Source organism: Mesorhizobium sp. YL-MeA3-2017, assembly GCF_030814575.1.
Classification (GTDB): domain Bacteria; phylum Pseudomonadota; class Alphaproteobacteria; order Rhizobiales; family Rhizobiaceae; genus Mesorhizobium; species Mesorhizobium terrae.
The window spans coordinates 1,110,253-1,136,037 of sequence record NZ_JAUSVH010000001.1 but is presented as its reverse complement, the minus strand read 5'-3'; the positions used below and the strand labels follow the sequence as shown (position 1 = coordinate 1,136,037).

Annotated in this window: 28 protein-coding genes; 16 read left to right on the top strand and 12 right to left on the bottom strand. The window is 63.4% G+C overall.

Annotated features, from left to right (window positions below):
* Positions 1 to 83: 83 nt before the first annotated feature.
* Positions 84 to 719: a TetR/AcrR family transcriptional regulator gene (locus QFZ88_RS05375; protein ID WP_024923487.1), complete on the bottom strand. Its 636-nt coding sequence runs from the start codon at positions 717 to 719 to the stop codon at positions 84 to 86.
* Between the two features lie 179 nt (positions 720 to 898).
* Here QFZ88_RS05375 and QFZ88_RS05370 point away from each other — a divergent pair, with 179 nt between their 5' ends.
* The 4 genes from QFZ88_RS05370 to QFZ88_RS05355 all read left to right on the top strand — a co-directional run bounded on the left by QFZ88_RS05370 (position 899) and on the right by QFZ88_RS05355 (position 2,767).
* Positions 899 to 1,060, top strand: a complete 162-nt coding sequence (locus tag QFZ88_RS05370; RefSeq protein WP_179654176.1) for a hypothetical protein — start codon at positions 899 to 901, stop codon at positions 1,058 to 1,060.
* Between the two features lie 123 nt (positions 1,061 to 1,183).
* Positions 1,184 to 1,660, top strand: coding sequence for a DUF2127 domain-containing protein (locus QFZ88_RS05365; RefSeq protein ID WP_024923486.1), 477 nt, complete (start codon positions 1,184 to 1,186; stop codon positions 1,658 to 1,660).
* Positions 1,661 to 1,690: 30 nt separating this feature from the next.
* Entirely contained in the window at positions 1,691 to 2,161 is a 471-nt protein-coding gene (locus QFZ88_RS05360) for a hypothetical protein (RefSeq protein ID WP_139116463.1), read from the top strand.
* A gap of 132 nt (positions 2,162 to 2,293) precedes the next feature.
* Positions 2,294 to 2,767 carry a hypothetical protein gene (locus tag QFZ88_RS05355; RefSeq protein ID WP_024923484.1) on the top strand — a complete coding sequence of 158 codons (474 nt, stop codon included), beginning with the start codon at positions 2,294 to 2,296 and terminating at the stop codon, positions 2,765 to 2,767.
* 48 nt (positions 2,768 to 2,815) lie between these two features.
* On the opposite strand, the gene QFZ88_RS05350 is transcribed toward QFZ88_RS05355, so the two are convergent.
* Positions 2,816 to 3,052: a GDCCVxC domain-containing (seleno)protein gene (locus QFZ88_RS05350; protein WP_081766855.1), complete on the bottom strand. Its 237-nt coding sequence runs from the start codon at positions 3,050 to 3,052 to the stop codon at positions 2,816 to 2,818.
* Positions 3,053 to 3,427: 375 nt separating this feature from the next.
* Between QFZ88_RS05350 and ettA the strand changes: the two genes are divergently transcribed.
* From ettA to QFZ88_RS05335, 3 genes are all read left to right on the top strand, one after another.
* The gene (gene ettA / locus QFZ88_RS05345; RefSeq protein WP_024923483.1) at positions 3,428 to 5,077 is read left to right on the top strand and encodes an energy-dependent translational throttle protein EttA; all 1,650 of its coding nucleotides are present in this window, start codon (positions 3,428 to 3,430) and stop codon (positions 5,075 to 5,077) included.
* Positions 5,078 to 5,141: 64 nt separating this feature from the next.
* Positions 5,142 to 5,912, top strand: a complete 771-nt coding sequence (tam, locus tag QFZ88_RS05340; protein WP_024923482.1) for a trans-aconitate 2-methyltransferase — start codon at positions 5,142 to 5,144, stop codon at positions 5,910 to 5,912.
* Between the two features lie 225 nt (positions 5,913 to 6,137).
* Complete coding sequence (locus QFZ88_RS05335; protein ID WP_024923481.1) at positions 6,138 to 7,259, top strand: beta-ketoacyl-ACP synthase III; 1,122 nt, start codon at positions 6,138 to 6,140, stop codon at positions 7,257 to 7,259.
* A gap of 1 nt (position 7,260) precedes the next feature.
* Here QFZ88_RS05335 and QFZ88_RS05330 read toward each other — a convergent pair whose 3' ends face one another.
* The gene (locus QFZ88_RS05330) at positions 7,261 to 7,968 is read right to left on the bottom strand and encodes a methyltransferase family protein (RefSeq protein ID WP_244431120.1); all 708 of its coding nucleotides are present in this window, start codon (positions 7,966 to 7,968) and stop codon (positions 7,261 to 7,263) included.
* 86 nt (positions 7,969 to 8,054) lie between these two features.
* Between QFZ88_RS05330 and QFZ88_RS05325 the strand changes: the two genes are divergently transcribed.
* Positions 8,055 to 8,672 carry an MOSC domain-containing protein gene (locus QFZ88_RS05325; protein ID WP_024923479.1) on the top strand — a complete coding sequence of 206 codons (618 nt, stop codon included), beginning with the start codon at positions 8,055 to 8,057 and terminating at the stop codon, positions 8,670 to 8,672.
* Positions 8,673 to 8,699: 27 nt separating this feature from the next.
* Here QFZ88_RS05325 and QFZ88_RS05320 read toward each other — a convergent pair whose 3' ends face one another.
* The gene (locus tag QFZ88_RS05320; RefSeq protein ID WP_024923478.1) at positions 8,700 to 9,713 is read right to left on the bottom strand and encodes a hypothetical protein; all 1,014 of its coding nucleotides are present in this window, start codon (positions 9,711 to 9,713) and stop codon (positions 8,700 to 8,702) included.
* Between the two features lie 94 nt (positions 9,714 to 9,807).
* Between QFZ88_RS05320 and QFZ88_RS05315 the strand changes: the two genes are divergently transcribed.
* Positions 9,808 to 10,410, top strand: a complete 603-nt coding sequence (locus tag QFZ88_RS05315) for a TetR/AcrR family transcriptional regulator (RefSeq protein ID WP_024923477.1) — start codon at positions 9,808 to 9,810, stop codon at positions 10,408 to 10,410.
* Positions 10,411 to 10,603: 193 nt separating this feature from the next.
* Here the strand turns inward: QFZ88_RS05315 and QFZ88_RS05310 are convergent, their stop codons facing one another.
* The gene (locus QFZ88_RS05310; RefSeq protein WP_024923476.1) at positions 10,604 to 11,551 is read right to left on the bottom strand and encodes a D-amino acid aminotransferase; all 948 of its coding nucleotides are present in this window, start codon (positions 11,549 to 11,551) and stop codon (positions 10,604 to 10,606) included.
* A gap of 139 nt (positions 11,552 to 11,690) precedes the next feature.
* Positions 11,691 to 12,515, bottom strand: coding sequence for a helix-turn-helix transcriptional regulator (locus tag QFZ88_RS05305; RefSeq protein ID WP_210270967.1), 825 nt, complete (start codon positions 12,513 to 12,515; stop codon positions 11,691 to 11,693).
* A 183-nt stretch (positions 12,516 to 12,698) separates the two neighbouring features.
* Between QFZ88_RS05305 and QFZ88_RS05300 the strand changes: the two genes are divergently transcribed.
* Both QFZ88_RS05300 and QFZ88_RS05295 read left to right on the top strand, forming a co-directional pair.
* Entirely contained in the window at positions 12,699 to 14,201 is a 1,503-nt protein-coding gene (locus QFZ88_RS05300) for an amino acid permease (protein WP_307417106.1), read from the top strand.
* Between the two features lie 44 nt (positions 14,202 to 14,245).
* A complete protein-coding gene (locus QFZ88_RS05295) occupies positions 14,246 to 15,013 on the top strand; it encodes an SDR family NAD(P)-dependent oxidoreductase (protein ID WP_024923473.1) in 768 nt (255 codons plus the stop codon).
* Positions 15,014 to 15,015: 2 nt separating this feature from the next.
* Here QFZ88_RS05295 and QFZ88_RS05290 read toward each other — a convergent pair whose 3' ends face one another.
* Together QFZ88_RS05290 and tsaA are read right to left on the bottom strand one after the other, a co-directional pair.
* Complete coding sequence (locus QFZ88_RS05290; RefSeq protein ID WP_024923472.1) at positions 15,016 to 15,330, bottom strand: DUF2293 domain-containing protein; 315 nt, start codon at positions 15,328 to 15,330, stop codon at positions 15,016 to 15,018.
* Positions 15,327 to 15,833 carry a tRNA (N6-threonylcarbamoyladenosine(37)-N6)-methyltransferase TrmO gene (gene tsaA, locus QFZ88_RS05285; RefSeq protein WP_024923471.1) on the bottom strand — a complete coding sequence of 169 codons (507 nt, stop codon included), beginning with the start codon at positions 15,831 to 15,833 and terminating at the stop codon, positions 15,327 to 15,329. Before tsaA ends, QFZ88_RS05290 begins: the two co-directional genes overlap by 4 nt.
* Positions 15,834 to 15,953: 120 nt before the next feature.
* Between tsaA and QFZ88_RS05280 the strand changes: the two genes are divergently transcribed.
* Both QFZ88_RS05280 and metF read left to right on the top strand, forming a co-directional pair.
* On the top strand, positions 15,954 to 16,961 hold the full coding sequence (locus QFZ88_RS05280; RefSeq protein WP_024923470.1) for an ArsR/SmtB family transcription factor: 1,008 nt from the start codon (positions 15,954 to 15,956) through the stop codon (positions 16,959 to 16,961).
* The gene (metF, locus tag QFZ88_RS05275) at positions 16,961 to 17,920 is read left to right on the top strand and encodes a methylenetetrahydrofolate reductase [NAD(P)H] (RefSeq protein ID WP_024923469.1); all 960 of its coding nucleotides are present in this window, start codon (positions 16,961 to 16,963) and stop codon (positions 17,918 to 17,920) included. Before QFZ88_RS05280 ends, metF begins: the two co-directional genes overlap by 1 nt.
* 240 nt (positions 17,921 to 18,160) lie before the next feature.
* Here the strand turns inward: metF and QFZ88_RS05270 are convergent, their stop codons facing one another.
* Together QFZ88_RS05270 and QFZ88_RS05265 are read right to left on the bottom strand one after the other, a co-directional pair.
* The gene (locus QFZ88_RS05270; RefSeq protein ID WP_024923468.1) at positions 18,161 to 18,769 is read right to left on the bottom strand and encodes a YdeI/OmpD-associated family protein; all 609 of its coding nucleotides are present in this window, start codon (positions 18,767 to 18,769) and stop codon (positions 18,161 to 18,163) included.
* A gap of 416 nt (positions 18,770 to 19,185) precedes the next feature.
* Complete coding sequence (locus tag QFZ88_RS05265) at positions 19,186 to 20,106, bottom strand: DMT family transporter (protein WP_024923467.1); 921 nt, start codon at positions 20,104 to 20,106, stop codon at positions 19,186 to 19,188.
* A gap of 204 nt (positions 20,107 to 20,310) precedes the next feature.
* On the opposite strand from QFZ88_RS05265, the gene QFZ88_RS05260 reads away from it, so the two are divergent.
* Together QFZ88_RS05260 and QFZ88_RS05255 are read left to right on the top strand one after the other, a co-directional pair.
* Positions 20,311 to 21,531 (top strand): alanine racemase, encoded by a 1,221-nt coding sequence (locus QFZ88_RS05260; RefSeq protein ID WP_024923466.1) that lies wholly within the window; start codon positions 20,311 to 20,313, stop codon positions 21,529 to 21,531.
* Positions 21,532 to 21,563: 32 nt separating this feature from the next.
* Positions 21,564 to 21,911, top strand: coding sequence for an MliC family protein (locus QFZ88_RS05255; protein WP_036254254.1), 348 nt, complete (start codon positions 21,564 to 21,566; stop codon positions 21,909 to 21,911).
* On the opposite strand, the gene QFZ88_RS05250 is transcribed toward QFZ88_RS05255, so the two are convergent.
* A complete protein-coding gene (locus QFZ88_RS05250) occupies positions 21,912 to 23,186 on the bottom strand; it encodes a lytic murein transglycosylase (protein ID WP_024923464.1) in 1,275 nt (424 codons plus the stop codon). It lies immediately after the preceding gene.
* An 82-nt stretch (positions 23,187 to 23,268) separates the two neighbouring features.
* Positions 23,269 to 24,078 (bottom strand): GH25 family lysozyme, encoded by an 810-nt coding sequence (locus tag QFZ88_RS05245; protein ID WP_024923463.1) that lies wholly within the window; start codon positions 24,076 to 24,078, stop codon positions 23,269 to 23,271.
* A 293-nt stretch (positions 24,079 to 24,371) separates the two neighbouring features.
* Between QFZ88_RS05245 and QFZ88_RS05240 the strand changes: the two genes are divergently transcribed.
* Positions 24,372 to 25,754 carry a serine hydrolase domain-containing protein gene (locus QFZ88_RS05240; protein WP_024923462.1) on the top strand — a complete coding sequence of 461 codons (1,383 nt, stop codon included), beginning with the start codon at positions 24,372 to 24,374 and terminating at the stop codon, positions 25,752 to 25,754.
* Positions 25,755 to 25,785: the final 31 nt, after the last annotated feature.

The following is a 25,785-nucleotide window of genomic DNA, read 5'->3' as shown; positions in this document are numbered from 1 at the left end:
CCCCGCCCGCTCTTTGGCTTGCACTGACAGCGTATTGAAAAAGCGCACCTTTTCAGGGTGTCGACAAAGAGCCTGTCGGCTGATCAGGTCGCCACGGCGAGGACGCGGCGCACCTCGGCGATAAGTTCCGGGATCGCCTCGGCCTGGTTGTCGGTGAATTTGAGCAGCGCCTTTTGAAACAGGCCATCCATCACCGCGTAGAGTACCGGCGACGACATCGTCAACGGCTTGCCGGTGAGTTCGGAAAGCCGTGAGGCGACACGCCAGATCATGTCCTCCAGGCTCTTGTCGATGGCGGTGACATCCTCGCGGAAGGCGCTTTCGAACAGCGCCTGGGCCCTGAGATCGTACCAGAGCCGATGCATGTCGGCTTCCTGGCGCAGGGTCTCGGCGAGCTTGTCGAGGAAACCATCGATCAGTTGCTCCCGCGTCCTTGCGGTGGCCGTCACCTCGTCATAGCGGGTCACGCATTTCGCCTTGTACTGGCGCACGCTGCAGCAGATCAGGTCGATCTTGTCGGTGAAGTAGTAGTGAAAGACGCCGTGCGTGAATTCCGACTTCTGGGCGATCTCGCGCAGGCTGGTGCGCGCATAACCAAGCTCGCCCAGCGTCTTGAGGACAGCCTCGGACAGTTCCGAGCGGCGCGCATTGAACTTGTCGATCGGCAATCGCCGCCCGCCCGCCCTGGCCCTCGGGACCTCGATCAGAGCCTCAGTCATTGCGTATCCCTGTTTACCTGCTCCTGCGTCGGAAGATCGTCGGCGCGGCGGGTCTCTTTAGTTTGCCGGAATAAATCACGACGCGGCGCCGCACGCAATGAACCGGTTCATTCCATCGGTTCATGATTTATACAATCGCCCAGAAATTTGCTTGGCAACTGTCAAGATTTTTTTGTTGGATGATCGCCACAAGCTCCGTGGTGTGTGGTTGGCTGTGGGTGGAGGTCGGCTCGGTGGAGGCACCGAAACAGATCGAGGTGTGGAGCGACCTGCCGCGTTCCAAGGTTGGTAAGGTGCTGAAGGCCGAGATCAAGGCACAGCTTCTCGCCAAAACGAACTGATCCACATCGGACAAGGCTTTTTGGCGCCGGGCGGCGTGGTGAAACTCTTTTTGTGTCGACCGGCTTCCAAGCGCTGGTCTGCGGATGTTACCAACCGCAGGAATGTTGCCGACAGAGGCCTGGATGCAAGAACGCCGCATTCACCAGATATTTCAAGTCAGTGTCCTGCTCAAAGGCGCCCATGCTCTGCTTGAATGCGCAGGCGGCATCGCGCTCTGGCTTGTCGGAACGGACACGATTTCAAATCTGGTCAACATGCTTACCCAGGAAGAGCTGGTCGAGGATCCGAAGGATTTTCTGGCCACGCACCTGCTGACCTGGGCGCAAGGCTTTTCCGTGGAAACCCGGCATTTCTATGCGTTCTATCTGCTGAGCCACGGTATCGTTAAACTGGCGCTCGTCGCCGGGCTTTTGCGAAACAAACTCTGGGCCTATCCAGCATCGCTGGTCGTGCTCGGCCTCTTCATCGCTTATCAGCTCTATCGTTTCTCCTACACGCATGGCGTCGGGCTCATCGTTTTGACCGTCTTTGACCTCGTCGTGATGTGGCTGATCTGGCACGAGTACCGCCTGGTGCGGCGGCATCTGCCAACCTCCTAGCGCTGCCGGCCGAGCCATCTCGCGGTTGCGATGGACAAAGCGCTTTCTCACGGCAATCGAAATCTGTGTTCGTCGGAAAAACAATTTGATCGTGGATTGCCCCAAATCGTGCGGATTCGAAGTGTTGATCGAGGCCAACAGCAACCGAAGGAGGGGCAAATGAAAGTCTCTGTTCTTGTTTTGGCGGGCGCGTTGTCGGCGCTTGCGTTTGCCGCCCAGGCGGCGCCGACGATAAAACCCGTCGCGCCGGCTTCCGTTGGCCTCGTTCAGCAGGCCAGGGTGAGCTGCGCCTACCTTACGCCCGATGGCTACTGCGTCCGGCCTCGCAAGCACTACAAGAAGCATCATCGCCAGCATTGGCGCTATCACCGCCCGGTGTACCGCACCTACGAGCCGCAGCCGGACGAATACTGGCGCTATGAGCGGCCGCGTCCGCTGATCCGTATCATGCCGAACTACGGGCCGTTCTACGGTGACGGCTGGGATAATTCGGACGACTGAGAGGTACACGCCATTCGTTGCCCCCGATGGGCAATTTGAATGGGGAAGGACCAACAAACCCAGAATCTGCCTCAGATATGCCGCAAACGGATATGAACCGCTTGTTGTGGGATGGGGCCATGGAGATGAAAAATGAAACTCTCGCGCCAATTCGCGCTTCTTGCTTGCCTGGGATTGGCGGCCGGAGGCGTGGCTCTCTCAAATGCCAATGGCTATGGTTTCGTCAGTGCCGCTTATGCCAAGAACGGCGGTAACGGTGGCAATGGCGGCGGCAACGGACATTCCTCGTCCGAGCACGATGCTTCTGCCGACGCGCACGACAAAACCGAGCCGGAAGACGGCGGAAGCAATACCGGCAAGCTAGGCGCGCTGAACGCGGCTCATGCATCGGCGCGGGCCAGGGCACGCGCAAACCCGAACTCCGCAGTGGGCAAGATCGCCGCCTACGAGAAGAGCCGCGAGGCGGCGCTGGCTATCCAGGATCCCGTCGCCCAGGAACAGGCGCTGGATGCGGCGGAACTGAAGCTTGCCGCCGATTTCGGGCGCCCGGCATTGCCGGAAAGCGAGATCAGCAAGGTCAACGCCCTGCTCGATGCCCGCCGGTAATATTTGCCGGTTTCATGCAGAACGCTGTTTCTGCGAGTTGGGCCTCGTTCAGCCGTGCGAGGCCCCACAGCAGGAAGTCGGTGCACCGCCAGCTCGTTCTTCTTGAATGGGCGGGCAGGGCACTGAGCCATAGGAACAGAAAACGCAGCAATCACCATCCTTCGGGCGCAAGAGGGTGCCACAACCCTTGCACTCGTAGAAGAATTGACAGGCATCGGTCGGCATTTGTTCGACAGCGGTATGGCCGCAATGCGGACACGTGATCGTCGAGTTGAGTTCGGTCATGACAGTTTGCCTTCCTCCCCCGATATAATCGGCCCGCATCCCGCAGTCACTACAGGTTCGAGGGAAAGGCGAAGTCGAGGTCTTGGCCGTCGGAGAGATGGCAAAGGCCACAGGCGTTCGTTTGGAGACGATCCGCTACGACGAGCGCATTGGTCCGATGTCGAGGCCGCGGCAGATCGAGGTGCGGGCGGCTTGCCGCATCTCAAGCCTGGCAAGGTGCTGAAGGCCGAAACCAAGCCGAGGCTTCACGCCAGGACCAATTGACGGCCGGCGTTTTCACGGCCTTGACGATTGCCGTTTCGGTCGCCATCGCCTACATAGCGCGCAACCTCCGTTCAATTCGGCTTCCAATCCGTTCGACCAAGGAAAGCGCGCGTGGCACGCCAGTTCATTTATCACATGTCGGGTCTCTCGAAGGCCTACGGCACCAAGAAGGTGCTGGAGAATGTTCATCTGTCCTTCTATCCCGACGCCAAGATCGGCATTCTCGGCCCCAACGGCGCCGGTAAGTCGACGATCCTCAAGATCATGGCCGGGCTCGACAAGGAGTTCACCGGTGAAGCCTGGCTCGCCGAAGGCGCAACCGTCGGCTATCTGGCGCAGGAGCCGCATCTCGACCCGGCAAAGACCGTGTTCGAGAACATCATGGAGGGCGTCGCCAAGAAGACGGCCATCATCGAGCGCTACAACGAATTGATGATGAACTATTCCGACGAGACGGCCGACGAATCGGCCAAGCTCCAGGACGATATGGACCGCCTCAACCTGTGGGATCTCGAACAGCAGGTCGAGATGGCGATGGAAGCGCTGGCCTGCGCGCCCAAGGACGCCGACGTGACCAAGCTGTCGGGTGGCGAGCGTCGCCGCGTGGCGCTGTGCAAGCTGCTGCTCTCCGAGCCGGATCTGCTTCTGCTCGACGAACCGACCAACCACCTCGACGCCGAGACCACGGCCTGGCTGGAAAAGCACCTGCGCGCCTACAAGGGCGCCGTGCTGCTCATCACCCACGACCGCTACTTCCTCGACAATGTCACCGGCTGGATCCTCGAGCTCGACCGCGGTCGCAGCATTCCCTACGAGGGCAACTACACCGCCTATCTGGAAGCCAAAGCCAAGCGCCTCAAACAGGAAGGCCGCGAGGACGACGCCCGCCAGCGCGCCATCGGCCGTGAGCGCGAATGGATCCAGTCCTCGCCCAAGGCGCGCCAGACCAAGTCGAAGGCGCGTATCCAGGCCTTCGAAAACCTGCTCGAACAGGCCAACAACCGTCGCCCGACCGACACGCAGATCGTCATTCCCCATGGCGAGCGCCTCGGCAATGTCGTTATCGAAGTCGCCGATCTCGACAAGGGTTTCGGCGAACAGCTTCTGATCGAAAACCTGACCTTCAAATTGCCTCCGGGCGGCATTGTCGGCATCATCGGCCCGAACGGCGCCGGCAAGACGACGCTGTTCAAGATGATCACCGGCCAGGAAAAGCCCGATGCCGGTACGATCCGCGTCGGCGAGACGGTCAAGCTCGGTTATGTCGACCAGAGTCGCGACGCGCTCGACCCGAACAAGACCGTGTGGGAAGAAATTTCCGGCGGCGCCGAAGTGGTCAAGCTCGGCAAGTTCGAGGCCAACACCCGCGCCTATTGCTCGTCGTTCAACTTCCGTGGCGGCGACCAGCAGCAGAAGGTCGGCAACCTCTCCGGCGGTCAGCGCAACCGCGTGCACTTGGCCAAGATGCTGCGCACCGGCGGCAATGTGCTGCTGCTTGACGAACCGACCAACGATCTCGACACCGAAACGCTGGCCGCACTCGAAGACGCGCTGGAAAGCTATGCCGGCTGCGCCGTCATCATCAGCCACGATCGTATGTTCCTCGACCGCCTGGCCACGCACATCTTGGCCTTTGAGGGCGACAGCCATGTCGAGTGGTTCGAGGGCAACTTCGAGGACTACGAGAAGGACAAGATCCGCCGCCTCGGCCCCGAAGCCGTCAACCCGCACAGGATGACGTATAAGAGACTGACGCGCTGACAATACCAACGCCCCGCCCAAAAGCGGGGCGTTTTCGTTCCACCTCCCGTTCGGAGTTTGCAAGATGAAAGACTGGTCCGCCGCGCAATACCTGAAGTTCGAGGACGAGCGGACGCGGCCGGCGCGGGATCTGCTCGCGCAGGTGCCCGTCGCCGATCCGCGCCGGGTGGTCGACATCGGCTGCGGGCCGGGCAATTCCACCGAGCTGCTGGTCGAACGCTGGCCCGATGCGCAGGTCAGCGGTTTCGATACCTCGCCCGACATGATCGAGAAGGCGAGGGCACGCCTGCCCAAGCTTTCCTTCGAGCTCGCCGATGCGGCGAGCTGGACGCCGGAGGAACCGGTCGACGTCATCTTCGCCAACGCGGTGTTCCAGTGGCTGCCGGAGCATCCTGCGGTTCTGCAACGGCTGATCGGGTTTCTTGCGCCTGGCGGCGCGCTGGCGGTGCAGATGCCCGACAACATGGCCGAGCCGTCGCATCGGCTGATGCGCGAGACTGCGGCGGCGATGCCTTTCGCCGACAAGCTCGCCAAGGCGGCGCGCGCGCCGCTGCCGCCGGTATCCTTCTATTATGACAGGTTGAAGCCGCATGCTGCCCGGCTCGACATCTGGCACACCATCTACAACCACCCGCTCGCCGATGCGGCGGCGATCGTCGAATGGGTGAAATCGACCGGGCTGAAGCCGTTCCTCGACCCGCTAGACGAGAGCGAACAGCGCCGCTTCCTGGACCACTATACGGCACGGATCGCCGAGGCTTATCCACCGACTTCCGACGGCAAGGTGCTGCTGCGCTTCCCCCGGCTGTTCATCGTGGCGACGCGCGGCGGCTAGGCGGTTTTTGCCTGTGATGGCGCGGTTTCCAAGCTATTCCGTAGCAAAGCCGAGGCTTGTCCGATGCGGACGTTACGTCAACAATCCGCCATGGATGCCGGACAGGAAGGGCTCGCATCGCGGCGGAAGGTAGCGTAAACCGCAAGGGAAAAGCCGGTCACGCCGTATCCTCCCCACGGCGTAAGGATCAGCGCGGCACCCCCGCCGCCAGCAAACGAGTTGGACATGCATCGTGTCATCATCAGCGGCATCGGCGTTGAAATCCCCGAAGCGTCGATCACCAATGACGAACTGGTCGAAAGCTTCAACGCCTGGGTCGACGCGGAAAATGCCAGACTAGCCGGCACCGGCGCGGAGCCGCTGCAGAAATCCGATTCCGACTTCATCGTGCATGCTTCCGGCATCAGGAAACGCCACGTCATCGAGCGCACGGGCATCCTCGATCCGAAGCGCATGGCGCCGCGTCTGCCGGCAAGGCCAGACGATGCGCTGTCGGTGCAGGCCGAATTCGGCATCGCCGCCGCCCGCAAGGCGATGGCGCATGCCGGCATCGAGCCCGGCGACATCGATCTGGTGATCTGCTCCTGCTCGCATCTGCAGCGCCCCTATCCAGCGATCGCCATCGAGATGCAGCAGGCGCTGGGCACCAGGGGCGCGGCCTTCGATATGGGCCTTGGCTGCTCCTCGGCGGCCGCGGCCCTGCATATGGCGGTCAATCTGGTGCGTTCGGGCGCACAGAAGAAGGTGCTCGTCGTCACCCCGGAAATCACCACCGGCCATCTCAATTTCCGCGACCGCCAGACGCATTTCATCTTCGGCGACGCCGCCGTCTCGATGGTGGTCGAAGCCGTGGAAGGCGACGACGTTCGCCCGGGCCGTTTCGAGGTGCTGGATACGCGCCTGTGGACGCAGCTGTCGTCCAACATCCGCACCAATCTCGGCTACCTGACCCGCACCGCGCAGGACGATCCTTATATGATCGACCTCGAAGGCAACATGATCAAGCAGGTCGGCAACAAGGTGTTCAAGGAAGTCACCGTCGCCGGCCACAAGTTCATCGTCGAGTTCCTGGCCGAGCATGGGCTGACGCCCAACGGCATCCGGCGCTTCTGGCTGCATCAGGCCAATGCGCGCATGAACGCCATGATCCTGAAGCTCGCTTTCGGCCATGAGGTCGGCCACGACCGCGCGCCGATGGTGCTGGAGCGGCTGGGCAATACGGCCGGCGCCGGCGCCATCATCGCGCTCAGCGAAAACCATGCCGACATGAAACCCGGTGATTTCGGCCTGCTCTGCGCCTTCGGTGCCGGCTATTCGATCGGCGGCGCGCTGTTGCGCATGTGCTGAGTTAGGCCGGCGTGAAAGGCACCAGCATCGGCACGCGGCCGGCATAGTCGTCATAGGCCTTGCCGAGCTCGCTGTGCAGGAAACGTTCCTCCAGGCGCGCCTTCATGACGATGCCGATGGTCAGCAATACCGCGCCCGCAACCGCCCACAGCGTGCCGCGCGCCACCATCGTGGCGAGGATGGCAAGCAACAGGCCGGTGTAGATCGGGTGTCGCACCAGCGCGTAGGGGCCGGTGTCGACGACATGGTGATCGATCTTGGCGGTGACGGTGCCGGACCAGAGGCGGCCGAGATGGATCCGCGCCCACCAGGTGAAGAGAAGGCCTATGGCGATCAGCGCGACGCAGAGCCAGGCCAGCGTCGGGCTCGGCGGCCACAGCCGCACGCGGCCGATGAAGCCATGCGCGGGCACGAAGAACAGCAACGTGCCGACCAGAAGGACGATGCGATATTGGTATTCGGCGTCGAGACCGGCGCGTCGTTTCACCGGATCGGCCCATAGAGCGGCGATTACCCAGGATATCAGCCAGGCCAGCCAGAGCGTCGCGACCATTTTGTAAGGGTGCATGGCATGAGACGGCACGGCCGCCACCCGGTTGTAGCCTGGATCATCAAATGCCCGAGGCGCGGTGGCAATATAGCCGCCGGCCAGACGCCGGTCAAAACCGGTAAGAAACGCGTGATGTGACGAGCCATTCGCTGCGTTCATCGGATCATCAGCGCTTTCGACTGGACCCGCCGTGCCCGTTTGGGCATTTTCGCGACCGAGATTCCATCGCGCCGACGAGGTGAGCCATGCTCGATGCCCCGACACAGATACAGCCGCCGGCCGAAATCGTGCCGGCGAAAAAGCTAGGGGCCAAGGTTGCCGGGCTTTATGCGGCGCCGTCCGACGATTTCCAAACGCGACCTGTCGATCGCCTTGAGCTCGGTTTCAACGGCATACCGGGCGATTTTCATGGCGGTTCGACCCGCCGCTCGGGCGGCCGCGAGCCGTGGTATCCACGCGGCACCGAAATCCGCAACGAGCGGCAGGTGTCGATCGTCGCCTTCGACGAACTGGCGACGATTGCCGGGCTGATGGGGCTTGCCGAGATCAAGCCGGAATGGATCGGCGCCAATCTGGTCATCGACGGTTTGCCGAACCTGTCGATGCTGCCGTCGGCGACGCTGTTGTTCTTTGCCGGCGGGGTGACGCTGAAGATCGACGCGCAGAACGGACCCTGTCGTCTTTCCGGCCGTTCGATCGCGGAGAACGCCGGAATGGCGGACCAGGATGCCGGTTCGCTGCTGTTTCCGAGAGTGGCCAAGCGGTTGCGGGGGCTGGTGGCCTGGGTTGAAAAGCCGGGCGTCGTCAGCGCGGGGGAAGAAATTTCGGTGCGCGTGCCGGAGCAATGGATTTACAAGGCCTGATCGTCACCAAGCACGCCTAGCACGGCTTCAAATATCGGCCCTGGCCTTATGCAGCCGGTGAAAAGCCCAGGCGATAAGGGTCAGAACACCGAGCAGCATGGTGGCGTTGACGGCGTATTTCACCGTCGGCGAAGGGTCACCGAGCGGCTGGACGACAAAGGAAATCATCGCATTGGCGATCAAGGCCGCTGCGGCCACCGCCAGGACATGCGGTTTCTTCCAGCCGGTGCGGCGCGACCACATCACCAGCAACGCGCCGCTGCCGATACCCACCAACACCGAGAAGGACACACTGGCCCAGTCCGACGCGGACAGCGCCTGGAAGCCGAACACGGCAAACATCAGGGTGGCGACTAGCCACGGCGCCGGAACCGGACCGGCCTGCTTCAGGGTTCTGACAGGAACCAGGAATGCGGCCATGCACAGAAGCAGCGCGCAGGCGGCCGTCGCAACGAACTGCGCCTTGGTGACGACGAAACCCGTGATCCTGAAATTATCGTCGAAGATGAAGGCAGCGCCCACCAGATAGAGCGAAACCATCAGCAGGACGCCGACGCGCCCCAGCCAGGGCCTGTCGGCGATGCGCGGCACACAGGATTCCACCACGGCGATGGGAACCGCGAAGCTCCAGATGACGTGACCGCCGATAAAATTAAGCGCCAGATTGGCACTGATACCAAGATGATCGAGCGCGGTCGGCAATCGTTCCTCATCCCAATAGGGGATGTTGAGATCGACGCCGTAATGCGGATTGAAGAGGCTCTGGTCGATCAGTCCGGCCTGTATCAGTCCGAACGCCGTTGCCAAAAGCAGGATCGTCGGCCAGCCGCGCCCGGTGCGGCGGGTGATTTCGCGGATGAGCAGCGCAACCGAACCATAGAGCGGTCCAAGAATGAGAAGGCCGCCCAGCATCTCAAGCGGGTGGTTCGTGCTTTCGGCATAGCCGATCAGATATTCGGCGCAGACCGGCGACAGGAAGAACAGGAAGACCATCGCGCCGAGCCGTCCGGCGAATGGCGGCTTTGACAATGCGTCCGGCATGGGGGACATCACGAACGGCCCTTGGATATTAATGGAGTGTATGCTCTATTAATGATCGAGATGCCGAAACCTGTCAAGCAGCCGAGACTGGCCGATGCGAACCGTCGATCCTGAAAAACATGCGCAAAAGCGCGCCGGTATCCTTGTCGCGGCAGCCGAGGAGTTTGCGGCCAACGGCGTCGACGGCACCTCGACCGCCTCGATCTGCCGCCGCGCCGGCATCGGCTCCGGCACGCTGTTCCACTATTTCCCGACCAAGCGCGATATCGTGCACGGCCTGTTCGGCGATGCATTCGAGCGCATGGTGGCGATCTACGAGGAGGCCGAGGCCGAGAAAGACCCGGAGGCCGGCTTCGACCGCGTCCTGCAATGCCTGTTCGACGATCTCGCCAATCCGCTGACCCCCGGATTGATGGCGGTGGCGCTTCTGCAGGTCGGCCGTGACGAGGAATTCGCCAGGATGGTGGTGGAAGACGAGGAGCGGGCGAGGCGGACAGTGACCGTCCTTCTGCGGCGCATGGCCGAACGCGGCACCAGGCTCGCTTTCGCGCCGGAGCGTGCCGCCGCCTGGGTGCAGCATCTTTTCGATGCTTCCTTCCTCGCTTCCGGCAATACCGGCTTCGATGCCGCCGAACAAACGGTGGAACTGCGTGCCTTGATCGGCTGGCTGGTCGGAGGAGGGCGCAGAAGCACCTAGCTTTATCCCTGCGGCTTGGCCTTTATCGTGGTGACCTTTTAGACCTGCCCGCCTTGTCATAGTTGGTCCATTCGCCAACCTGCGTGCCGCTGCTGAAATGGCCGGAACGCAGCTTCGTGCCGTCCTTGCGGAACCACTCCCAACTGAAGACGCGTGAGGGCAGCAGAAACGGCTGTGGCCGGCAAGGCGCGGCCTAGCCGTAATGCACCGGGCTCGACCAGGCCGGGTCCTCATGTTTGTCCCAATAGAGCTTTTCGAGCCGCTTCGTGACCGGCCCTATCTTGCCGTCGGCGACAGCCGCGCCGTCGATTATCGTCACCGGCATGATTCCGCCGGCGGTCGAGGTGATGAAGACTTCGTCGGCCTCCTTCAAAGCGGGCACGGAGACATCGGCCGCCGTGCAGTCCAGCCCGAGTTCGGCGCAAAGGTCGAACACGGTACGCCGGGTGATGCCAGCCAGCACGCCGATGGCGGGAGTGGTCAACCTGCCGTTCTTGACCGCGAAGACGTTGAAGCCGGGACCTTCGGCGACATTGCCGTTGAAATCGAGCAGCAGCGCGGTCTCGGCGTTGCGGTCATAGGCGTCATAGAGGCCGCGCACGAGATCCAGCCAATGATAGTTCTTGATCGCCGGGTCGACCGAGGCCGGCGGGATGCGGATGCGGTCGCTGATCGCCACGTGGAGGCCGCGCTGACGCTGCTCGGCATTGGCGACCGAGCCGAAGGGCACGGCGAAGGCCATGAAGCGGTTGATGGCGTCGCGCGGGTCGCGGCTGAAGGTAGGCGAAGCGCCGCGCGTGCAAAGCATCTCGACGTAAGCTGCCCGGTGGCCGGACAGTGCCACGCAATTTTGCAGGATTTCCGATACCTGCTCGCGGCTGAACGGGATCGACATACGCAGCCGCTCCAGCCCGCCGAAGAAACGTTCGATATGCAGATCCAAGCGGAAGAAACGGCCATTCCAGACATGAACGGTGTCGTAGGTGGCGTCGGAATGCAGGAAACCCCAGTCCAGCACTGAAATCTTGGCCTGCGACATCGGCAGGTATTGCCCGTCGAGGAAGGCGACGCCGGCTGGATAGGCGTGCGGGTCGACATGCCGGCTCTCGATGGCGGGCAGGGGGCTTGCGGTCTTGTCCATGATCTTTCCTCCGGCTGTCGGCATATTCGGACGGAGAATGCCCGCGAACGATGCGCCATTTCCGTCAAAATGACGGGCCACGTCCGCGGGCAGCGGGTGTGTCCTTGGTCATTGCATTTCCTTGAGCGCCGACCAGCGTTCAGCGTTCGCTCAAAAGATGTTTGATGAACAGGTTGAAAAGCTCGGTCTGGCTGGAAATGTCCAGCTTGGCGTAGATGTTCTTGCGATGGATCTTCACCGTGCCTTCGGCGATGCCGAGAATGCGGCCGATCGACATCGAGGAATGGCCGCGCAGCACCAGGCTGACGATGGTCTGCTCGCGGCGTGTCAGCCGCGACGGGACAAAGGTCGCGAAGGCACGCTCGACATCGTCGGTGTCGTGCGGCTGGTCTGCTTCGGTCGCGGCGGCCGGCGCCAGCTGTTCCCAATGGCGATTGATCAGCATTGCCACCAATGGGGCAGTCTGCCGGAGGCGCTCGAAGTCGGCGCCGGAGAATGTGGCGCTCGAATTCGCCCGCAGCAGCGAATAGGCGAGATAAAAGCCCGGCTGCAACGGCGTCAGGAAGACGATCTCCTCGCTCAGCGAACCCGATTCCATCGAGATGCAGGGGTGGACGTCCGGCGAGTTGTAATATTCGGCTTCGATGAAGGCATCGGGCGCGAGATCGACCAGGCGGTGCAGGCCCGGTGGTGCCCGACGCAGGCAGGCGGAATAGACGGCATCGAGGAGATAGGTGCCGTCGAGATAGTTGCGCATGATCTGCGAGGAGGAGATGTCGCCCAGCCCGTCATGCAGGAGGCGAGGGCGGTCGCGGCCCGGATAGGCGAAGATGCAGGACAGATCGAAGGGCGCGACGGCGCGCAGCGCCGCGTCCAGACGTTCGGCAAAGCCTTGCTTGCCGATAAGCGCCACCAGGTCGGGCGTGGCCGTGTGCCAGGCCGCCAGCGCGGTTTGACCGTTCATTCCCATCGAACCTCCCTGTCCGACGGATCGTCAGCCTGCATAACCCAGCCTATCCCTCAAGCCATACCCCTTTGGGGATATTTCGTCCCGCGCGCGGCGCTGAAACTATGCCGGATAAGCATGGGAGGGCTAGGACCAATCGACACCGATTGGCGCCGATCCTCCGTGAAGGAGGGGATAGGGATGAGCAAACGCACCGACGGGCGGACAGCCGGCGTCACATACCAGGCGGTCGATCAGAGTTATTTCGAGCAACGCCAGTTGCAACGGCATGCCGGGCTGTTTTCGCTCTGGATGATGGGCGTGGGCGCCGTCATCGCCGGCGAATATTCGGGCTGGAACATCGGCTTCTCGCAGGGCGGCTTCGGCGGCCTTCTATTGGCGGCGCTGATCATCGGCTTCATGTATGTGTGCCTGTGCTGTTCGATCGGCGAGATGAGCGCGGCACTGCCGCATACCGGCGGCGCCTATTCCTTCTCGCGTACGGCCCTGGGCCCCTGGGGCGGCTTCACCACCGGCCTTGCCGAAAACATCGAATTCGTGCTGGCGCCCGCCGCCAACATGTTTTTCATGAGCTCCTATCTCGCTGCCATCTTCGGCACGCCCGACAGCGCGCTGCCGCTGTGGTGGGCGGGTGGCTATGCGGTGATGCTGGGGCTGTCGCTGCGCGGGCTGGAGCTGTCGATGCGGGTCGTCATCTACATCACTGTCGCCGCGATCGCCGTCCTGCTGTTCTTCTTCGTCGTGGCCATCCCGCATCTCGACTTCGCCCGCTACGCCCTGAACATAGCCGCGGGTCCGCAGGGCTCGGCGCTGTTGCCGGAAGGCAATGGGCCGTGGTTACCGTTTGGCTTCACCGGCGTGATGCTGTCGCTGCCGTTCGCGGTCTATATGTTCCTGGCGGTCGAGCAACTGCCGCTCACCGCCGAGGAGGCGAAGAACCCGAAGCGCGACATGCCGCGCGCGCTGATCCTGTCGATCCTCACGCTGGCCGCGCTGGCGCTCGGCGTTTTGTTCTTCAGCGCGTCCATTCCGCATGGCGCGCATGCCATGGGCACTTCGGGCGAACCGCTGCTCGATGGTTTCCGCACCATCTTCGGCGACGGTTGGGCAAAGCTTCTGGCCTCGGTGGCGGTGCTGGGGCTGGCCGCTTCCTTCGCCGGTTCATTCGCTTCCGGTCGCAACATCTATTCGCTGTCGCGTGCCGGTTATCTGCCGACCGCCCTGTCGGTGACCAATCCCCGCACCAAGACGCCCAACATCGCGTTGGCAGCGGGTTCGGGCCTTGCCTTGTTCATGCTGCTGCTCGTCTGGTTCCTGGGCGGCCGGCACAATGTCGCCTTCATGGGCGGGTTCCTGGTCTCGATGATCGTCTTTGCCGGCATGGTCTCCTATGTGATGCAGAGCATTGCTTTCCTGCGGCTGCGCACAACCTACGCCGCGATCGAGCGGCCCTTCATCAGCCCGTTCGGCCGCTTCGGCGCCTATGCCACGATCTTCATCTGCGTGGTCACGCTGGCCTATCAGTTCTTCGATCCGCTCTATCGCTGGGCGGCGATCGCGGCTGCCGTCTGGTACGCCGTCGGGCTTGCCTATTTCGGCTTCTATCGCCGGCACCGCCTGGTGCTGTCGCCGGAGGAGGAATTCGCCGTGTCGGGCGGCATGCGCGGTCAGCCGGCTGAATGAGAAGCAGTCAGGCCGGCAAGAAAAATAACAGCAGGGACAAGAACATGACTGGAAGACTGCAAGGTAAGGTGGCGATCGTCTCGGGCGGTGCGACGGGCATGGGCGGCGCTGCCTCGCGCCTCTTCGCGGCAGAAGGCGCGAAGGTGGCGATCGTCGACCGCAACGCGGAAGCCTCGGCGGCCGCCGTTGCCGAGATCGAGGCGGCCGGCGGCGAGGCCGCCTATTTCACCGCCGATGTCTCGGACGAGGCCCAGGTCGAAGCGGCGGTGAAGGCGGCGGCGGAAACTCTTGGGGCGGCGACCGTGCTGTTCAACCATGCCGGCACCATCGTCATCAAGCCGTTCCTGGACACCACGGTGACGGAATGGGATTGGCTGCATGCCGTCAACGTGCGCTCGATGTTCCTGATGACGCGCGCGGTGCTGCCGGGCATGATCGCGGCCGGCGGCGGCTCCATCGTCTGCACCTCGTCCATTTCGGCGGTGGCGGCGACGCCGATGGAGGTGCTCTACGACACCACCAAGGGCGCCTGCCACATGTTCGCGCGCGCAATCGCCGTCGAGTTCCGCGACAGGAACATCCGCTGCAACGCTGTCTGCCCCGGCTTCATCCGCACGCCGCACGGCTTGCGTGAAGTTGCGGAATTGCAGCGGCTCGGCGTCGATGTCTCCGAGGCGGCGATTGCCGCCCAGCAGGGCCGCATCGGCGAACCGGAGGAGGTGGCGAAGGCGGCGCTGTTCCTGGCCAGCGACGAATCGAGCTTCGTCAACGGCGCGCACCTGTTCGTCGACAACGCCTTTACGGCGATCTGAGCCTAGTCTTCGTCGTCATCCGGGTCGAGCAGGCGGGTGGCGCGCCAGCGTGTCAGCACCTCGTTGGTCTGGCCGACGACAAAGAAACGCGCCGAGTCGCGGTCATAGCCTTCCGCCAGCAGCTTCTCGTAATCGGTGTGCTGGTGGCGGACATGGGCAATCGTCGCCAGCCACACCGCGATGCCTGGCGGCAAGGTCTTCATATGCACGGCGCCGGCGTCGGTGCGGATGCGCTCCATGTCGGCATAAGGCGCCAGCGGCAAAAGTGCGGTGAGCGCCTTGGCGATGGCGCGGCGGCGGCCGGTCGGCGCGGTCATCGCTCACCCCGGTCCGGCATCAGTGCGTCGGCCAAAACATCGACCGAGGGAAAATAAGGCTTGATGTCGATGATCGGCGTGCCGTCTAGCGCGTCGATGGTCTCGATCTCCAGTCTGCCCGCCGCGATATCGAGCGAGACAAGCCGCACCGAATGCAGGCCGACGGGGTTCGGCCGGGCCGGCGACCGCAGCGCGAAAACGCCTTTGGCTTCCGTAGCATGGCGTGGTTTCTGCACAATCAGATTCCGCGGCGCGTGGTGCATCCAGGTCAGCACATGGATATGGTTGGCGCGCTCCAATCCGGTCAGGCCGGGGCGATAAGGCTCGTCGATCAGCAATGCCGCCGGCTGGCTGGTCTCTCTCGCGGCGCGCATGTTCTTCGGACAGTCCTCCCGCGCCATCCAGGGCGACAGAACGCGGCCGATGAAGACGAGATGACCGTCCGGGTCCAGCATGGCCGGATCGTCGGCTAGTCGTACCTCTCCGTCGCGCATCTCAAACATCGATCGTCCCCCGCGCAAAAGGGCTGCGCCATTTTCTGGTCGTGACGCGACATTGCCAATTGCAAGGCTTGCGAAATTGACATAAACATATGTTTATATCTTTTGCGCGAGACTTCGATCATGCATGTCGCACTCGACACGATGGTAGATACATTGAAGGCGGCGGCCGAATCCAGCCGGTTGCGCATTCTGGCGCTTTTGGCGCGCGGCGACCTCACGGTTTCCGACCTCACCGAAATCCTTGGTCAGTCGCAACCGCGTGTCTCGCGCCATCTCAAATTGCTGCTCGATGCCGGGTTGATCGGTCGTTACCAGGAAGGGTCCTGGGCCTTCTTCCGCCTCTCCGACCTCGACAATGCACGCGACTTCGTGCTCAGGCTGATTGGCGGCATCCGCGCCGACGATCCGCAAGGCGAGCGCGATCTTGAGCGGCTGGCGACGGTCAAACGCAAGCGCCAGGACCGCGCTGCCGAATATTTCTCCACCAACGCCGCGAGCTGGGACGAAATCCGTTCGCTGCACGTGCCGGAGCGCGCGGTCGAGGCGGCTTTGCTCAAACTGGTCGGCAAGCGGCCGTTCCAGTCGATGCTCGATCTCGGCACCGGCACCGGCCGCCTGCTCGAAATTTTCGCGCCGCTCTACCGGCGTGGCGTCGGCATCGATATGTCGCGTGAGATGCTGGCGGTGGCCCGCGCCAATCTCGACAAGGCCGGCGTGGCGCATGCGCAGGTGCGCCAAGGCGATATCCTTTCGCCACCGGTGGAACGCGATTCTTTCGACCTGATCACCATCCATCAGGTGCTGCATTATCTTGACGATCCGGCGGCCGCCATTCGCGCCGCGGCGCGGCTGCTGCGCCCGTCCGGGCGGTTGATCATCGTCGATTTCGCCGCGCACGCGCTGGAGTTCCTGCGCGACGAGCATGCGCATCAGCGCCTCGGCTTCTCAGACCGGCAGATCGCCGAATGGTTCACCGAAGCCGGTCTCGATCTTGAGGAGAGCCAGGATTTCGAACCGCGCGGCGGCTCCGACGCCAAGCTCACCGTCAAATTGTGGCTCGGTCGCGACCGGCGCCTGCTGATCGCCGATCCCATCCCCGAAACCCAATCCGTGCGGGAAATCGCCTGATGAACCAGTTCCGCCTTTCCCGCCGCCCCGACATCGGCGACAAGATCCGGGTTTCGTTCGAGTTCTTCCCGCCGAAGACCGACGAGATGGAAGCCAGGCTGTGGGAGACGGTCAAGCGGCTGGAACCGCTGAGGCCGAACTTCGTCTCCGTCACCTATGGCGCCGGCGGCTCGACACGCGAACGCACGGCACGCACGGTGCGTCGTATCCTCACCGAAACCGGCGTTCCGGCGGCGGCGCATCTCACCTGCGTCGGTGCGACGCGCGAGGAGGTGGACGCGGTGATCCGCGATTTTTCCGCCACCGGCATCAAGCGTTTCGTCGCGCTGCGCGGCGATCCGGCCTCCGGCGTTGGCCAGGCCTATACGCCGCATCCCGGCGGCTATCAGAACGGCGCCGAACTGGTGGCGGGCCTGAAGGGGATCGCCGATTTCGACATTTCGGTCGCCGCTTATCCGGAAAAGCATCCGGAGAGCCCAGACTTCGCCACCGACATCGAAATGCTGAAGCGCAAGGTGGACAATGGCGCCAAGCGGGCGATCACCCAGTTCTTCTTCGACAACGATCTCTACGAACGTTACGTCGAGCGTGTGCGCCGCGCCGGTATCTACATCCCGATCGTGCCGGGCATTCAGCCGGTGCACAGTTTCCGGCAGGTGGCGAACTTCGCCACGCGCGCCGGCGCCCATGTGCCAGCCTGGCTGGCCGAGCGTTTCGAAGGGCTGGACAACGACCCGCAGACCCATGCGCTGGTCGCTTCCGCCGTAGCGGCCGAGCAGGTGCTCGATCTTGTCGAGCGTGGCGTCGGCGACTTCCATTTCTACACGATGAACCGCGCCGACCTCGTCTTCGCCATCTGCCACATGATCGGCATCCGCGCGCACCAGCCGGCTGCGGAAGCTGCGGTGCCGGCAAGCCACACGGCAACGGTTGCCAAGGCGGGACCGGCCGCCGCCTGAGTTACACGCGCGTCATTCCGGGCAAGCGAGGCGGAGCCGAGCGCCGACCGAGAACCTATTGAGCAGCGCGGCCGGGTTCAAATTTCGCCGTGACATCGGCGGAGTGCACGGCACCAGTGCGGAAGTGCGGGCAGACTAAGCGAGGACCGGGCCGCTCTCGACGACGATGCGGCCAATGGGTCCCGGATAGCCTTCGCTGCGCTTCGGCTTCCGGGATGACGACGGTGTCGGCGTGGTCGTTCAGGAGGAGGCGGATGTGCCAGTGTTTCCAGCCACACCCTCCGCCATCGCGACTGCCTGCTCGATGCGGCGCTGTCGCGTCTGCTGCTGCCCGGCCCGGCTGATCCAGTCGAGGATTAGCCGCCTGGACGGTGTCGGCAGCCGTTCGAAATTGCGGTAGGCGGCGCGGTTCTTGTCGAACTCCTGCCGCAGATCGACCGGCAGGCTGGCCGGGAAGGCGCCGGCCGCTGTCTCCCAGTTGCCGGCGCTTCTGGCCAGGCGTATGGCGGCAAGGCCGGGCTCCCGCATCAGGCCCCTGTCGATCAGGCTTTCGGCGCGTTCGCGGCTGATCCTGTCCCAGACGCCGTCGACCGGACGCGGCGAAAAGGTGAGGTGGAAACTGTCGGTGTCGCGCCGCGAAGCCCGGCCGTCGGCCCAGCCGTAGCAGAGCGCATCCTCGATCGCCTGATGGAAGTGGATGCCCGGCGCCTCGCTGGTCTTGTGACGGATGAGGAGGCTCACGCCTCGGGCGGTGCGCCCATTGGTTTCCAGCCAAGCGCGCCACTCCGCGCTGGAGGCGACGGCAAGCATCGGGAAATCGTCGCGGGTGCTGGGTTCGTCGATCCGCATCGCTCGTCTTCCTACCCCCCGGGGTCGCCGGTACTATAAGCGGGGCAGGAGTTCCTACAAAGTCCCAGAATGGAAAAAGGCCGGGTTTCCCCGGCCTTTTCAATGATTTGAACTATCAGGTGCTGCTTTCCCCCGCTTTCGCGGCTTTATGGAAGAACGCCCACAATGAGGGCGCCAATGAATGCAAACGCAGCACAAATCATCAATGCGTTGAGTGGCCTCGTTAGTCCCATGACATAGCCTCCTCTTGGAAAACTATGGCCAGAGTCTAGAGGCAATCAGGCAACACACAAGAAGAAAATGTGCTGCAATGCGACAAGCCTTTAGAAAATTCGACCTGTCTCTTGCCCCTATGCCTTGAATTCCTTGGCGAAACAGCGGTGAGCCGGCTGTGCATAAATTGTGTCTGAAAGGTGTCAGCGACGGGCGAAAAGACGCCCGTCTATGGTGACCAGGCCAAGCCCGATCAGCACCATCCCGATAAGCTCGAGCAGCTCGATGCGCTCGCCCAGGAAAGCGATGCCAAGCAGGATGGCGCTGACCGGCACGATCAGCGTCACCAGCGACGCGTTGGTAGCTCCGGCGGAGGCGACCAGGTTGAAATAAAGGATGTAGGCGAAGGCGGTGGACAACAATGCCAGGCCGAACACAGCAGTCCACACCGGCGTGCTCGCCACGAACAAGCCGCCCGGTCCGACGGCAAGCAGCGCAACCGGGATCATGATGATGGTGGAGGCGGTCAACTGGCCAGTCGCCAACACCGGCGGCGGTACGCTCTTCAGCCGCCGCGCCACCATCAGTGCGAAGGCATAGGAGAGCGAGGCACCGATCAGCGCGAATTTCGGCCAGACCGGTCCGCCAAGGCCCGCCAGTACGCCCGGGCCGACCATGACGGCGGTGCCGGCGATGCCGAGGCCGATGCCGGCGAGCTTGTTCACGGACAGTTTCTCGTCGGTGGTCATCGCATTGGCGACGATCAACGTCCAGAACGGCGTCGTCGCGTTGAGCACCGAGGCTATACCTGCGCCGAGCTGGGTCTGGCCGGCGAAGATCAGCGCGAAGGGGATGACGTTGTTGGTGAGCGCCAGCAGGAAGAACAGGCCGGCATGGGGCAGCGCCAGCTGGAAGGAGGGGCCGCGCAGGAGGAGGAAGACATGCAGTGCGGCCGCCGCGATCGCCACGCGAAACAACACCAGCACCAGCGGGTGCATTTCCGCTACCGCGATGCGGGCGAAAAAGAACGAGCCGCCCCAGATGGCGCCGAGCAGCAGAAGCTGGCCCCAGTCCCTCGCGCTCATCGGCCCGGTGGAAACGGTCTGTGTCGTTGCGGTGCTCATGGCTGGCGGTTCCCTCCCGTGCAGCGCGTTGCTGTCGGGCAAGATTAGCCGCTCTTAGGCTCGCGGCCACCCGAATCCTGCCGTCGGCGGCTTTATTCCTGCCAATTCCTTTTGCTGGATCAGTAATGAAGCGAACAGACATGGAAGTGTTTTCTTTCCCGGCTAGCGTGAAATAATTACGCACCGAGAACAGGGATTCGCCCCATGCAGCGATTCGAAAACGCCCGCGAGGCAGCCCTCGCGCTCCGCCCCGACGATCCGATCTATTGCTTCCGCCCTCAGGTGCTGAAGGACGATGCCCGGCAATTCATGCAGATGTTTCCGGGCAAGACCGCCTATGCGGTCAAGACCAATGGCGAGCAGATCGTGCTGAAAGCGCTGGCCGAGGCAGGCGTTACCGCCTTCGACGTGGCGTCTCCAGGTGAATTCGCCGCCGTGCGCGCCATCTCGCCGGATGCGGAAATGCTCTACATGCACCCGATCAAGGCGCAGTCGGACATCAAGCTGGCGCTGGAGAAATACGGCATCCGCGTCATCGCCGTCGACCATGAGGACGAGATCACCAAGCTGACGCGGGTGGTGCGCGCGCTCGACATCGACCCCGGTGCGATCACCGTCTTTGTCCGTGTCCAGACCAAGGGCCACGCCGCCTATGAGCTGTCGAAGAAGTTCGGCGCCGGGCCGGCCAACGCGGTGGAACTGGCGGAGCGGCTGGCGCGCACCGGCTACAAGGTCGGGCTGTGCTTCCATGTCGGCAGCCAGATCGAGGACCCCGACACCTATGAGCGGGCACTCGCCTCGGCCGACTGGGTGCGCAACCGGCTCTCCTTCGATCTCGCCGGGCTCGATGTCGGCGGCGGCTTCCCGGCCGAATATGGCCACGACCCGAACCGCAAGCATGTCGAAATGCCGTCGCTCGGCCAGATCATGTCCAGGCTGTCCGGCGATCTCAAGGAATACGGTTTTGACCAGATGCCGCTGGTGGCCGAACCCGGCCGGGTGATCGTGGCGCGCTGCCTGTCGCTGATCGTGCGTGTGTTGCTGCGCAAGGGCAGGCGGCTCTACATCAATGACGGCATCTGGGCGTCACTGTCGGATTCGTGGACCGGCAAGATCACGCTGCCGGCGCGTTTCATCCCCGATCCCGCGATCCGCTCGCGCAACGGCTCGGAAAAGAACATCGTGCCGTTCAAGGTGTGCGGGGCGACCTGCGATTCCGTCGACATCCTGTCGCGGCCGTTCTGGCTGCCGGAAACGGTGGATACCGGCGACTGGATCGAGATCGGCCATATCGGCGCCTATTCGCTGTCGCTGCGCACCCGCTTCAACGGCTTTTATCCAGACACCTTCGTGGAAGTGACGACGCCCTTCGACGAGGGCGAGGCGCCGCAGGGCTTCGCCAGTCTGGAGACGATGGCGGATTGAGTTCGAGGGTTCAACCTATTGGGAGATCGACCGTGAAAGGCATTGCATTTCTCGCAGGCTCGCTGCTGGCGATGACTGTCGTCGCATCGGCGACGACCGTGGCGATCAAGCTGCCGGGGAAGGAAAAACCTCAGACCACAAAAGCGACCTACACCTGCCCCGGGCGCAAAATGACGGTCACCTACATCAACACCAGCGCCAACCAGTTCGCCGTGCTGGATCTCGGCAAGACCACCGTCGTCACCGTTTCGGTGATCAGCGGTTCCGGCGCGCGCTATGTCGGGCAGCAATACGAGTGGTGGACCAAGGGCAAGGAAGCGACCTTCACCGACCTGATGCAGAACCCGCAGAAACCGGTGACCTGCACCGAAGCCAAATAGCTACGACGAGAGCTTCGCGAGCAGGTCCGGCGTCGGCCAGCCGTCGGCTGGAATGCCGAGCCTGATCTGCTCCTTGCGCACGGCATCGCGCGTGTTGGTGCCGAGGATGCCGTCGACCTTGCCGACGTCGTAGCCCTTGGCTTCCAGTTTGTTCTGCAGCTCCTTCATCTGGTCCATGCTGAGGCCGGGCTCGGGATCGCGCGGGTCATAGGCCGGGGCGCCGGCAAAGCGGGTCGCCAGAACGGCGGCGGTCAGCGCATAGGTGAAGGACTGGTTCCACTCGATATAAACGTCGAAGTTCTCGTAGGTCAGGAAGGCGGGGCCCTTGCGGCCCATCGGTAACGCCAGGCCGGCCTTCAGTCCGTTGTCCTTGAGCGGCGAGCCGTCGGGATTGGTGAGGCCCCATGCGTTCCACTGGCTGATCAGCATCTTGTTGGTGCGCGCCGTCTGTTCCCAGGGCAAGGTGTCGGGCACGCGCACTTCCTGCACCCAGGGTTGATCGCGCTTCCAGCCCTTGATCTCGAGCTTCTTGGCGGTGGTCATGATGACGTCGGGCGCGCTGTTGCGCAGGTCGACCTTGCCGTCGCCGTCGCCATCGACGCTGTCTTCCAGATAGTCGATCGGCAGCATCTGGGTCTGGCCGATCTCACCGGCCCAGGCGCCCTTGACGTCGGCGGGCAGGTCGCCGCGGTCGATCAGCTTGAGCAGCGGCACGATCTGGCGACGGAAGGTGGCCGGGCGGCGGCAGTCATGCGACAGCGTGACCAGCGCGTTCAGCGTGCCGAAATCGCCCTGGACGGCGCCGAAATCGGTCTCCAGCGCCCAGAATGCGGTGACGATGGCCGGCTGCACGCCGAATTCCTGCTGGGCGCGGGCGAAGACCGAGCCGTATTTCTGCATCATCGCGGCGCCTTGCTTCAGCCGGTAGGCCGAGATCATGCGGCCGGAGAACTGGGTGAAGGTCTGCGAGAACACGCCTTGCGAGCGGTCGCGCGCCAGGACGCGGGTGTCGATGCGCGAATCCTCGAGCGCCTCGAGGCCGGCGGCGCCGACGCCGGCGGCCTTGGCCTCCTCGGTGATGCCCTGCTTCCAGGCATCGAAGTCGCCGCCGCAAGGTGCTGCAGTCGGGTCAAACTGTGCGCCGGCGCCGGCATCGGGCTGGACGCCGGCAGCGGGGGTAACCTGCTGTTGCGTGGGCGCGGATTCCTGCGCCATGGCGGGAGCTGCCACCAATACCGGCAGCAGCGCAGCAATGAGCTGGGAGCGCAGTCGCATGGTCTTCCTTTCGGACTGATTACGTGGCGCGGCGCAAATGGCCTGCGCGGTCAGTGTCGAAAAGCAGGCGAGGGCCGCCCTGTCAACGGGTGTTCTGACGCAGCCACTTGTTCCAGGCGGCCTCGGTACCGTTGAAAACGTTGATGTCGGCATCGCCCTTCATGCCTGGAATGACCCCGGTTCCGGTGTATTGCCAGAAGGTGAAGGGGTGGCTTCCGTATTTCTTGGTGGGATGGCCGGCGACCGAGCGCAGCCAGTAGGGATAGCCGCGGAAGGTCGACAGGTTGTTGTCGTCGAAGAAGTCGACGGAGGTGTAGATGATCGGCTTCTTGCCGTAGTGCTTCTCGACCATCTGCAGGAAGATGGTCATCTCCGAACGCACCGTCTCGGCAGGCGGACGCAGCTTGCAGGTCGGCGATTGCGGGTTCCATTCCATGTCGAGCACGGGCGGCATCGAGGAGCGCTCGTTCGGCACGTTCTCGATGAACCAGCGCGCTTGTTCGGCCGCCGGGCGGCAGAAATAGTAGAAATGGTAGGCCGCGCGGGGAACACCCGCTGCTTTCGTGCTGCGCCAATGCTCTGCGAACATGTCGTCGACGCGGTCGCCGCCCTCCGTCGCCTTGATAAAGGCGAAGGAAACGCCGTTGGCTCTCGCCTTCGGCCAGTCGACGGATGTCTGGTATTTGGACACGTCGGTGCCGTGGACGGCATAGTTCCAGGGCGCGCCACTGTCCCATTCATGCGGGTTGGAATCGGCGAAGCGGGGTGCCCGCACGACCACGGAGCCGGCGCCGGAACTGGAGCCCGAGCCGGACGCCACCGGGCTAAGCGTGTCGACCGTAGAACAGGCGGAAAGCGCCAGCAGGGAAAAGGCGATCGCGAGACGGCGCATCCGATATTCAGGTCCAGACCGGAGGCCGCCGGTTGCGGATGGGTCGTTCTGCCGGTCCTTAGCCGGTTGCGGCGTGCCCACCTGGCCGCAACACATCCCTCTGTCATCGCCCAACATGGTTGATAATCGGTTGATGCCAGGCGAAGTGCAATGGGTCGCGGTCCCATCGCAGGGGAGGGAGTTAAGCCTGACAAGCCTGCTTTCCCTAAGGGAAATTAGCGCGGCGACATCCGCTGTTGCGATCTTGGTGCCAATCGCGGCAGATTGCGGCACCGACTGTTGGGAGGCAGGGCATGCGTGTCATCGGCAAGATTTTCAAATGGCTGCTCTGGCTGATCGTCGTCGCCGTTATCGGCGGGGCGGTCTGGCTGTGGATCGCGCCGCCGGTCTTGATCCGGGTCGCCGCCAACTACACGGCCAAGATCGTCTGCTCGAACGTCTTCCTGGCCGGGCGCGATGCCGGGCAGGTTCTGGCGGTGGACGTGCAGGCGCCGGGTCATCCGATCCTCAAGCTGATGATGCTGAATGTCGACAAGAGCGGCGGCACGGTCAGCGCCGGCCTGCTTGGTATCTTCGGCAAGGGGACGGCGGTGCTGCGTCCGGGGCTCGGCTGCACCGACGTGCCCGACGGCAATGTGGCTGCAGCCAAGGCAATCAGCACCGATATCGTCACGCCGCCGACGGTGGCCGACGCGCTGTGGCCGGAAGGCGGCCGTGTCGAGCCCTCGCAAAACCCGGAGATTGCGAAAATCCTTGACGATGCGGGTCTGACCGGTCCGGGCATGCGCGCCGTCGTGGTGGCCCAGAACGGCCGCATCCTCGGCGAGCGCTACGGTGCCGGTTTCTCCGAAAACACGCCGCTGCTCGGCTGGTCGATGACCAAATCGGTCAACGCCGCGATCGTCGGCACGCTGGTCAAGGAAGGCAAGCTTGCCATCACCGACCAGGGCCTGTTCGCCGACTGGAAGGCCGACAAGCGTGCCGCGGTCACGCTGGCCGACATGATGGCAATGTCGAGCGGGCTGGAGTTCAACGAAGACTATGGCGCGGTCACCGACGTGACACGCATGCTCTACCAGCAAGGCAACATGGCCGATTTCGCCTCCAACAAGCCGCTGACGGGAGAGCCCGGCAAGGTCTATTCCTATTCGAGCGGCACGGCGGTGATGCTGTCGCGCATCTGGCAAAACACCTTCGCCGACCCGAAGCAGGCGCTGGCATGGCCGCGCCAGAAGCTGTTCCAGCCGATCGGCATGAACAGCGCGGTGCTGGAGACAGACCAGCACGGAACCTTCGTCGGCTCGTCCTATCTTTACGCCACGGCGCGTGACTGGGCACGCTTCGGCCAGTTCCTGTTGCAGGACGGCGCCTGGAACGGCCAGCAGATCCTCCCCGACGGCTTCGTATCGTGGATGCGCGAGCCGGCGCCAGCCTCCAAGAATGTCTATACGCGAGGCCAATTGTGGATCGAGGCGCCCGGCAACGAGAACGACCCCGGCGCTACCGCCCGGGCCGGCGTGCCGGCGGACACCTATTGGCTCGAAGGGCATGACGGACAGACCGTCGCGGTCGTGCCGTCGCAGAAGCTGGTCGTCGTGCGGCTGGGGCTGACGCCGTTCAAGCTCGGCTACCGGCCGCAGAACCTGACGGCGGCGCTGGCAAAGGTGCTGAAGTAAGGGCGCTGTTTCCTTCTCCCGCGAGGGAAAA

Coding starts and splice junctions, on each gene's coding strand:
- QFZ88_RS05365 (WP_024923486.1), top strand. CDS start 1,184: ATGCAAGAACGCCGCATTCACCAGATATTTCAAGTCAGTGTCCTGCTC.
- QFZ88_RS05320 (WP_024923478.1), bottom strand. CDS start 9,713: ATGCCGGACGCATTGTCAAAGCCGCCATTCGCCGGACGGCTCGGCGCG.
- QFZ88_RS05240 (WP_024923462.1), top strand. CDS start 24,372: ATGCGTGTCATCGGCAAGATTTTCAAATGGCTGCTCTGGCTGATCGTC.
- QFZ88_RS05265 (WP_024923467.1), bottom strand. CDS start 20,106: ATGAGCACCGCAACGACACAGACCGTTTCCACCGGGCCGATGAGCGCG.
- QFZ88_RS05260 (WP_024923466.1), top strand. CDS start 20,311: ATGCAGCGATTCGAAAACGCCCGCGAGGCAGCCCTCGCGCTCCGCCCC.
- QFZ88_RS05325 (WP_024923479.1), top strand. CDS start 8,055: ATGCTCGATGCCCCGACACAGATACAGCCGCCGGCCGAAATCGTGCCG.
- QFZ88_RS05295 (WP_024923473.1), top strand. CDS start 14,246: ATGACTGGAAGACTGCAAGGTAAGGTGGCGATCGTCTCGGGCGGTGCG.
- QFZ88_RS05330 (WP_244431120.1), bottom strand. CDS start 7,968: ATGAACGCAGCGAATGGCTCGTCACATCACGCGTTTCTTACCGGTTTT.
- QFZ88_RS05290 (WP_024923472.1), bottom strand. CDS start 15,330: ATGACCGCGCCGACCGGCCGCCGCCGCGCCATCGCCAAGGCGCTCACC.
- QFZ88_RS05270 (WP_024923468.1), bottom strand. CDS start 18,769: ATGCGGATCGACGAACCCAGCACCCGCGACGATTTCCCGATGCTTGCC.
- QFZ88_RS05280 (WP_024923470.1), top strand. CDS start 15,954: ATGCATGTCGCACTCGACACGATGGTAGATACATTGAAGGCGGCGGCC.
- QFZ88_RS05305 (WP_210270967.1), bottom strand. CDS start 12,515: ATGAACGGTCAAACCGCGCTGGCGGCCTGGCACACGGCCACGCCCGAC.
- QFZ88_RS05355 (WP_024923484.1), top strand. CDS start 2,294: ATGAAACTCTCGCGCCAATTCGCGCTTCTTGCTTGCCTGGGATTGGCG.
- QFZ88_RS05335 (WP_024923481.1), top strand. CDS start 6,138: ATGCATCGTGTCATCATCAGCGGCATCGGCGTTGAAATCCCCGAAGCG.
- QFZ88_RS05360 (WP_139116463.1), top strand. CDS start 1,691: ATGGACAAAGCGCTTTCTCACGGCAATCGAAATCTGTGTTCGTCGGAA.
- QFZ88_RS05350 (WP_081766855.1), bottom strand. CDS start 3,052: ATGACCGAACTCAACTCGACGATCACGTGTCCGCATTGCGGCCATACC.
- QFZ88_RS05315 (WP_024923477.1), top strand. CDS start 9,808: ATGCGAACCGTCGATCCTGAAAAACATGCGCAAAAGCGCGCCGGTATC.
- tsaA (WP_024923471.1), bottom strand. CDS start 15,833: ATGTTTGAGATGCGCGACGGAGAGGTACGACTAGCCGACGATCCGGCC.
- QFZ88_RS05245 (WP_024923463.1), bottom strand. CDS start 24,078: ATGCGCCGTCTCGCGATCGCCTTTTCCCTGCTGGCGCTTTCCGCCTGT.
- QFZ88_RS05300 (WP_307417106.1), top strand. CDS start 12,699: ATGAGCAAACGCACCGACGGGCGGACAGCCGGCGTCACATACCAGGCG.
- metF (WP_024923469.1), top strand. CDS start 16,961: ATGAACCAGTTCCGCCTTTCCCGCCGCCCCGACATCGGCGACAAGATC.
- QFZ88_RS05370 (WP_179654176.1), top strand. CDS start 899: ATGATCGCCACAAGCTCCGTGGTGTGTGGTTGGCTGTGGGTGGAGGTC.
- QFZ88_RS05375 (WP_024923487.1), bottom strand. CDS start 719: ATGACTGAGGCTCTGATCGAGGTCCCGAGGGCCAGGGCGGGCGGGCGG.
- QFZ88_RS05310 (WP_024923476.1), bottom strand. CDS start 11,551: ATGGACAAGACCGCAAGCCCCCTGCCCGCCATCGAGAGCCGGCATGTC.
- QFZ88_RS05250 (WP_024923464.1), bottom strand. CDS start 23,186: ATGCGACTGCGCTCCCAGCTCATTGCTGCGCTGCTGCCGGTATTGGTG.
- tam (WP_024923482.1), top strand. CDS start 5,142: ATGAAAGACTGGTCCGCCGCGCAATACCTGAAGTTCGAGGACGAGCGG.